The 6,562-nt window shown below is 69.2% G+C and carries 5 protein-coding genes; all 5 read left to right on the top strand.

The genetic code is table 11. The annotated features are described in order from the left end of the window. Positions 1-223: 223 nt before the first annotated feature. Complete coding sequence (locus ACFVX4_RS28500; RefSeq protein ID WP_389982228.1) at positions 224-970, top strand: AraC family transcriptional regulator; 747 nt, start codon at positions 224-226, stop codon at positions 968-970. A gap of 327 nt (positions 971-1,297) precedes the next feature. Continuing rightward, positions 1,298-2,512, top strand: a complete 1,215-nt coding sequence (locus ACFVX4_RS28495) for an MFS transporter (protein WP_389982225.1) — start codon at positions 1,298-1,300, stop codon at positions 2,510-2,512. A 188-nt stretch (positions 2,513-2,700) separates the two neighbouring features. Further along, positions 2,701-4,146 carry a glyceraldehyde-3-phosphate dehydrogenase gene (locus tag ACFVX4_RS28490; protein WP_389982222.1) on the top strand — a complete coding sequence of 482 codons (1,446 nt, stop codon included), beginning with the start codon at positions 2,701-2,703 and terminating at the stop codon, positions 4,144-4,146. Positions 4,147-4,419: 273 nt separating this feature from the next. Further along, positions 4,420-4,974: a GNAT family N-acetyltransferase gene (locus ACFVX4_RS28485; protein WP_389982219.1), complete on the top strand. Its 555-nt coding sequence runs from the start codon at positions 4,420-4,422 to the stop codon at positions 4,972-4,974. A gap of 52 nt (positions 4,975-5,026) precedes the next feature. Then, positions 5,027-6,508 carry an amidase gene (locus ACFVX4_RS28480; RefSeq protein ID WP_389982216.1) on the top strand — a complete coding sequence of 494 codons (1,482 nt, stop codon included), beginning with the start codon at positions 5,027-5,029 and terminating at the stop codon, positions 6,506-6,508. The last annotated feature ends 54 nt before the right edge of the window (positions 6,509-6,562 follow it).

Raw genomic sequence — 6,562 nt, 5'->3', positions numbered from 1 at the left:
ACGTACTACCCCAATACGGAGCAATGTCCGAAATGAACCATTCTGAGTCGATTCCATGCTGTTCGGGCGGCCCTGTTCCTACTACCCTCCCTAGGATGTGACCTGGCCCCTATGGGTGGCATCACATCCACAGGGCCGTTCCGGGGCCATTTCGAGGCACCCGAGCCCGGTTCGACGACAACGGCGCCGTACGGTCCGGCGCGCTTCCGATGGAGTTTCATTCATGCCGGATATCCGCCACTCCCCCGAGGCGCCCACCCGCACACAGGCGATGGCGCCCGGAGAGTGCATCGACGCACACCGACACGACGACCACCAGGTCGTCTACGCGGGCTCCGGCGTCCTCGCGGTCACCACCGACGCGGGCACCTGGTTCACCCCCGGCACCCGGGCCATCTGGGTCCCCGCCGGCTGCGTCCACGCCCACCGCGCCCACGGGCACCTCGCCCTGCATCTGCTGGGCCTGCCCGCCGACACCAACCCCCTCGGCCTCGACGCCCCGGCCGTCCTCTCGGTCGACCCCCTGCTGCGCGAACTGATCCTCGCCCACACCCGAAGCCCCCACCAAGACGTCCCGGAACGGCTGCGGTTACGCGCGGTACTCCTCGACCGGCTGCGCGCCTCACCCCAGCAGCCCGTGCAACTGCCCGCCCCCACCGACCCCCGCCTCATAGCCGTCTGCGACGTCCTGCACCACGACCCCGCGGACCCGCGCACACTGGCCGCCCTGGCGACCACGGCAGGAGCCGGGGAGCGCACCCTCAGCCGTCTCTTCCGTCGCGAACTGGGCATGACGTTCCCGCAGTGGCGCACTCAACTGCGCCTCTACCACGCCCTTCGCATGCTGGCCGACGACGTACCGGTGACCACGGTCGCCCACCGATGCGGCTGGTCGTCCACCAGCGCGTTCATCGATGTCTTCCGCCGCACTTTCGGCTACACCCCGGGCACCCACAACCGCCGGCCCTGACTCATCACGGCACGAAGAGCACGGGCGCGGCCCGGCACGAGTACTCACCGTCGCCGATTCGCCAGCAGGCCTCACGGTAAACCGAGTTGGCCACGAGTCCGAGGCCGTCGACAGTGGCCGGCGACATCCCGTTCCGTTGGGCCACGACACCCGGAACGTGGCGCCCATGACAAGCTGCTTCGCAGATCAGCCGAAGCGCCGACCTCCCCGACGAACGGCCACGTTTCCGACCGCACGCGGTTCCCAGCGGCGCCGAGGGCGGATTTTCGGCAATGGTTGGCAGATTATCGGAAGCGCGACACGGCACTCGGCGATGACCATCGTGTCATGCCAAGGAATAGATCAATCGTTCTACTGTCGGTCGGGCATGCGTGTGTGGACGTCTATCAGGGTGCTGTTGCGTCGCTCGTCCCGTTCTTCGTCGCCGAGCGTGCCTACTCCTACGCAGCGGCCTCGGGCATCGTACTCGCCGCATCGCTGCTGTCCTCGGTGGCACAACCGGTGTTCGGTGCACTCACCGACCGACGGGCCATACCCTGGCTGCTGCCCGTGAGCACAGTCCTGGGCGGTCTCGGTGTCGCGGTCAGCGGCCTCAGCGGTTCGTACCCACTGACACTGCTGTTCGTGGCGGTGTCCGGAATCGGGATCGCCGCCTACCACCCCGAATCCGCCCGCGTCGCACGGCTCGCCAGCAAGGGGAGCCACAGTTCGATGGGGTGGTTCTCCTTCGGCGGCAACGTCGGCTTCGCGGTCGCCCCCCTCATGGTCACCGCCGTCGTGGCCACCGGCGGGCTGCGGTTCTCCCCACTGCTCGTGGTACCGGCCGTCGTCGGCAGTGTGTTGTGTCTGCCCGTCCTGCGCGCGCTGGAGAAGTCGACAGCCAACGGCCCCGGGGCCGCGGCCGCGACGGGGACCGACGACAAGACTTCGTTCGTGAAGCTGTCGCTCGCCGTGGTCTGCCGGTCGATCGCCTTCGTCGGCCTGAGCACCTTCATCTCGTTCTACGCCCGGCAGCGCACGGGAGGCGGTACGGCGGCGGGCACGGCCGCACTCTTCGTCCTCTATCTGGGTGGCGCGACGGGCACCGCGCTGGGCAGCCGCCTGGCCAACCGGTGGGACCGGGTCGCGGTGGTGCGGATGTCGTATCTGATCACGGTCGGCGCCGTCGCCGGGATCGTCTTCGTCCCCGGCCCGGCGATCTATTTGTTCACCGCCCTGACCTCCGTCGGCCTGTACGTCCCGTTCTCGCTGCAAGTCACCCTGGCCCAGGACTACTTGCCCTCGCGCGTCGGCACCGCCAGTGGGATCACCCTCGGGCTGACCGTCAGCATCGGCGGCCTGATCAGCCCTGTCATCGGCAGCATCGCCGACGCCACCTCCCTGCAGACGGCCCTCACGCCGCTGGTCCTGATGCCCGCCCTGAGTTGGCTGCTGCATCGCACCCTGCCCGAGCCCGCGATGCCCAAGCGCCTCGTCACCCCGCCACCCGCCGAGGACGGGACCGGGATGGAGCGCTCGCCCGCCCGCCGGACCCACAGCTGACTCCCGCGAACCGCAGGGCACGGCGGGAGGAACTGTTCCAGGTCCGCCGGAGGCCGGTGGCCGACGAAGGAGCCGCGCGAGGTCCGGGAAAGAGGCCGATCACGGCACCCGGCCCGGGTGACCCGTCTGAATGATCAAAGTAGCGAGGGGTTACCATATGAGCGCCGCCTAGCTCGAAAGATAAACCTGTGACTGTCAATGACGACTCGTTCACCAGCTGGAAGAACCGCGAGGAGATCGCGGAGTCGATGATCCCGGTCATCGGGAAACTGCACCGGGAGCGGGACGTAACGGTCCTGCTCCACAGCCGCTCCTTGGTGAACAAGTCGGTGGTCAGCATCCTGAAGACCCACCGATTCGCCCGCCAGATCGCCGGTGAGGAGCTCTCGGTCACCGACACGCTGCCGTTCCTCCAGGCCCTCACCACGCTCGACCTCGGCCCTTCCCAGATCGACATCGGCATGCTCGCCGCGACCTACGCGGCCGACGAGCGCGGTCTCTCCGTGGAGGAGTTCACCGCCGAGGCCGTCGCCGGTGCCACGGGTGCCAACAAGATCGAGGGCGGTGACGGACGCGATGTCGTCCTCTACGGCTTCGGCCGTATCGGCCGCCTCGTCGCCCGCCTGCTCATCGAGAAGGCCGGCTCCGGCAACGGGCTGCGGCTGCGCGCCATCGTCGTCCGTCAGGGCGGCGACCAGGACATCGTCAAGCGTGCCTCGCTGCTGCGCCGCGACTCGATCCACGGCCAGTTCCAGGGCACGATCACCGTCGACGAGGCGAAGAGCACAATCGTCGCCAACGGCAACGAGATCAAGGTGATCTACGCCAACGACCCGTCCGAGGTCGACTACACGGCGTACGGCATCAAGGACGCCATCCTCATCGACAACACCGGCAAGTGGCGCGACCGCGAGGGTCTGTCGAAGCACCTGCGTCCCGGTATCGACAAGGTCGTCCTGACCGCTCCGGGCAAGGGCGACGTCCCCAACATCGTGCACGGTGTCAACCACGACACGATCAAGCCGAACGAGCAGATCCTGTCCTGCGCGTCCTGCACCACCAACGCGATCGTGCCGCCGCTGAAGGCGATGGCGGACGAGTACGGCGTGCTGCGGGGCCACGTGGAGACCGTCCACTCGTTCACCAACGACCAGAACCTGCTGGACAACTACCACAAGGCCGACCGCCGCGGCCGCTCCGCGCCGCTGAACATGGTCATCACCGAGACCGGTGCCGCGTCCGCGGTCGCCAAGGCGCTGCCCGAGCTCAAGGCGCCGATCACCGGCAGTTCGATCCGTGTCCCGGTGCCGGACGTCTCGATCGCCATCCTCAGCCTGCGGCTCGGGCGCGAGACAACCCGTGACGAAGTCCTCGACTACCTGCGCAATGTGTCGCTGACCTCGCCGCTCAAGCGCCAGATCGACTTCACCACCGCCCCCGACGCGGTGTCGAGCGACTTCATGGGCTCGCGCCACGCCTCGATCGTCGACGCGGGTGCCACCAAGGTCGACGGCGACAACGCGATCCTCTACCTCTGGTACGACAACGAGTTCGGCTACTCGTGCCAGGTCATCCGCGTCGTCCAGCACGTCTCCGGCGTGGAGTACCCGACCTACCCGGCCCCGGCGGTCTGAGACCGGCGGACTCCCCCTCACCCGGGCCGGCACGCCTGCCCCGGGACGAGGATCATCCGGACGCGCCACGAAGGGCGCCCGATGGGCAGATGCTCATCGGGCGCCCTTCTTGGTGCCTCTGCGTTTCCCGGTGCCCGAGACGGTCCACGTACGCGGCCTCCGTGGCGGATTGTCTTCGCGGCGGATTATCGGATATCGCGCGCCGAAGGCCTGTGGCACGATGCCCCGATGATCTCCAGTGCACCCATATCCTCTGTCGTTCCCGCAGGTCGGATGGCCCGCAACCGCCAACCGGTACTCGGCCTCGCCAACGGCCTGGAGCTGCACCCCTGGTGCCAGGACGATGCCGATGTGCTGGCAGCCGCCGGCCAGGATCCGGCGATTCGCCGATGGAACCTCCTCGTCGTGGAGTCGGTGCAGGACGCGCGCAACAGGATCGAGCGCATGCACGGGCGTTGGCAGGCCGAGACGGGCGCGATCTGGGCCATCGCCCGGCCGGGTGGCGCGGCCACGGGACTCATCGGGCTGAACGACGTCGATCTCGAAGGCGGCAGCGCCGAGATCATCTACTGGCTCCTGCCGTCGGCCCGTGGCGATGGTGTCGCGGTCGAGGCCGTGGGACGGGTCAGCCAGTGGGCCCTGGAGGATCTGGGGCTGCATCGCCTGCGGCTGTGCCACTCGGTGGCCAACCCGGCCTCCTGCCGAGTGGCGCACAAGGCCGGATACCCCTTCGAAGGCGTCATGCGCGGCGCACTGCTGCACACGGACGGATGGCACGACCAGCATCTGCACGCCCGCATCCGGGGTGACGCCTCGGACGCGCTGTGAGAGCGTCTGGACGTCACATGAGCTGCGGGACGCAGTAAGAGGTGGGGTCCTGATGATGCACTACAGCGAGTACCGAGCCCATGACGCGGTGGGTCTGGCCGAGTCGGTCGCCCGGGGAGAGGTCTCACCGGACGAACTGCTCGATGTCGCCATCGCCCGCGCGGAGGCCGTCGACGGCAGACTCAACGCGATCGTCCGGCCGATGCACGAACTCGCCCGGGAGCGGGCGAAGGGGCCACTGACCGGGCCGTTCGCCGGGGTTCCGTTCCTGATCAAGGACCTGTCGCAGGACTACGCCGGGCTGCCGACCGGCAGCGGCAGTCGGGCCCTTCGCCACCGTCCCGTCGAGCGGCACAGCGAGGTGGTCGAGCGCTGGCTGGACTCCGGACTGGTGATCTTCGGCAAGACCAACACCCCGGAGTTCGGTGCGAAGGGCATCACCGAACCGGAGGCGAACGGGCCCACCCGCAACCCCTGGGACCTCACCCGCACCCCGGGCGGCTCGTCCGGAGGGACGGCGGCAGCTGTGGCAGCGGGCATCGTCCCGGTGGCCGGTGCCAACGACGGCGGCGGATCGATCCGCATTCCGGCCGCGTGCTGCGGCCTGTTCGGCCTGAAGCCGGGACGCGGACTCGTCCCGGCCGGTCCGTCCGTCGCCGAGCACCTGCACGGTGCCGCGACCGACGGCGTCATCTCACGCAGCGTCCGCGACAGCGCGGCCATGCTCGACGTGCTGACCTCGCGACCGGACCCGGCCGGACCGTACCTGCATGCCCGCCCCGAGCTGCCGTACGCCGAACTCGCCCGCAGACCGAGGAAGTTGCGCATCGGGTTCACCACCCGCTCGCCCATCGACACCGAGGTCGACCCACAGGCGGTCGCCGCGGTCGAGGACGCCGCCGCCCTGCTCCGCCACCTGGGTCACGACATCGAGCCCGCAGAACCGGAGATCGACCAGCGACGGCTCGCCCTCGACTTCCTGGCGATGTGGACCACTCAGCTCGCCCACACCGTCGACGGGATCCGCCGGTCGACCGGCGCCGGGCCTGAGGCATTCGAACTCGACACCCATCTGCTGGCCGCCGCCGGCCGCTCCCTGAAGGCACCGGACTACTACGCCGCCCACGACCGCTGGAACACGTACAGCCGGCAACTCGCTTCCTTCCACGGCCGCTACGACCTGCTCCTCACCCCGACCCTGGCCCGGCCGGCCGTTCGGATCGGTGAACTGGACACCCCTCGACTGGTACGTGCCGTGGCCCGGACCCTGATGCGAGTGGGGCTGCTGGGAGCCCTCGCCGGGACCAGGGCGTGGGAGCGCGCGGTGATCGCCAACCTCTCGGCGACCCCGTACACCCAGCTGGCCAACATCACCGGCCGGCCGGCGATGAGCGTCCCCACCTACCGCACTCCCGACGGTCTGCCCCTCGGTGTGCAGTTCGTCGGCCCACTGGGCGGCGAGGGAACGCTTCTCGCGCTCGCGGCCGGGATCGAGGCCGAACGCCCCTGGGCGCACCTGGAACCATCGCTCTGAGCGCGCGGTCCGCAACCCGCGCAGGAGCTCGCGGGTTGCGGAGGACCGCCGTGC

This window comes from Streptomyces sp. NPDC058240, from assembly GCF_042882135.1.
Taxonomy (GTDB): Bacteria; Actinomycetota; Actinomycetes; order Streptomycetales; family Streptomycetaceae; genus Streptomyces.
The sequence above is the reverse complement of the archived record's forward strand: the minus strand, read 5'-3'. Positions and strand labels throughout refer to the sequence as shown.